The organism is Vibrio sp. 10N.261.45.E2 (assembly GCF_002875705.1).
Taxonomy (GTDB): Bacteria; Pseudomonadota; Gammaproteobacteria; order Enterobacterales; family Vibrionaceae; genus Vibrio.
Window position 1 is genome coordinate 1 of record NZ_MCZZ01000051.1, and the last position, 1,292, is coordinate 1,292.

Annotated in this window: 1 protein-coding gene; it reads right to left on the minus strand. The window is 44.7% G+C overall.

Annotated features, from left to right (window positions below; translation table 11 throughout):
- Positions 1-3 precede the first annotated feature (3 nt).
- On the minus strand, positions 4-1,197 hold the full coding sequence (locus BCT34_RS02920; protein WP_083702773.1) for an ISL3 family transposase: 1,194 nt from the start codon (positions 1,195-1,197) through the stop codon (positions 4-6).
- Between the last annotated feature and the right edge of the window lie 95 nt (positions 1,198-1,292).

Genomic DNA, 1,292 nt, shown 5'->3' on the forward strand with positions numbered 1-1,292 from the left:
GGTTCATCGCGGCTTTCCGGGGAAAGCCGCTTTTATCTTCAAGAAGAAGTAGTCTGTATCTCGATACCCATATCCCATTCGCTTGATTAGCTTTATCTTGTTGTTTATCCCTTCTAGGGTGCAGGTGTTTAGCGGATAACTTGCCGATGCGATAATACCGTGAAGATAAGGACTCAGTTTTCGTGCGAACTCTTTCAATGGCTTAATTCCACTCTCTTGTACTTGTGCCCACCACGCCTCCCAGAGCCCTTTAGCATGTGCTTCTGATTCACAATACCAAAGCTCTTTGAGTTGTGCCCCGAGTATATAAGTGGTCATTAAGTCCTTATTGATATTCAATATTTCTGTAAGATAGCTGTCTTGCCGTGGATTTAAGTTGCCTCTATTTTTCAACAACACCCAGCGTGAGCGCTTGACCCATTGCCTCGCTTTTTTATCTTGCTTGAGTTTGTTGGCTTGGTCGACTCTGACTCTATCCATGACCTCTCGACCGAACTTAGCAACAACATGGAATAAGTCGTAAACGATTTTTGCGTTCGGGCAGTGCGCTTGAACTTCAAGGTCAAAAGCCGTATTCATGTCCATCGCGACCGCTTCGATATTATTGCCATGCTTGCCTAACAGCTCGAAGAACGGTCGTATGTCCTTGCGGCTACGGCCTAACCCTATCCAAATGACTTGATGAGTCTTAGCGTCAGCAATGACCGTGGCATACCTATGCCCTTTAAAGATAGCGAACTCGTCCATGACGAGTTGCCTTAGCTCTTCCCATTTCACTGACGGTACCACTTGTCGAAGTCGGCGTTTATCTATCTCTTTAATGGTGTTCCAGTGTACGCTCGTTAACTGGGAGATATGCTTAATGGGAAGAAGAGGCAGCAGTTGTTCTATGTAACTTTTTAGGCGTTTCGTGATGCGAGCATAAGGCTCTAGCCAAGATAGAGACTCTGTTTTTATGCCGCAGTCACGACACTTAATTCTTCGTGTTTGAACGGAAAGTTCAACAGGAACACCGAGCAACATGGCTTCTTTCACATGACGCCATTGATACTCATGGATAGCTTCGGCTTCAAGACCACAAAGGCACTTAGCCTCAGAGTTAGGTTTAAGAGTCAGAGTAATCAGTGATGCTGTCTGGTGAGACTTTACTATTTGAAAGCCTTCCCAGAATGAAGATAGGAAAGTATGATTCGGCATGAAAACGGTAGTTTGTGTATGATTTTTGTTTGGCGACTAAACCATATCACTTACTACCGTTTTTGTTTTTAGTTCCCGCTAATCCGCGATGAACC

Bases quoted from the DNA above. Each gene is read 5' to 3' on its own strand.
- BCT34_RS02920 (WP_083702773.1), bottom strand. From the start codon at position 1,197: ATGCCGAATCATACTTTCCTATCTTCATTCTGGGAAGGCTTTCAAATA.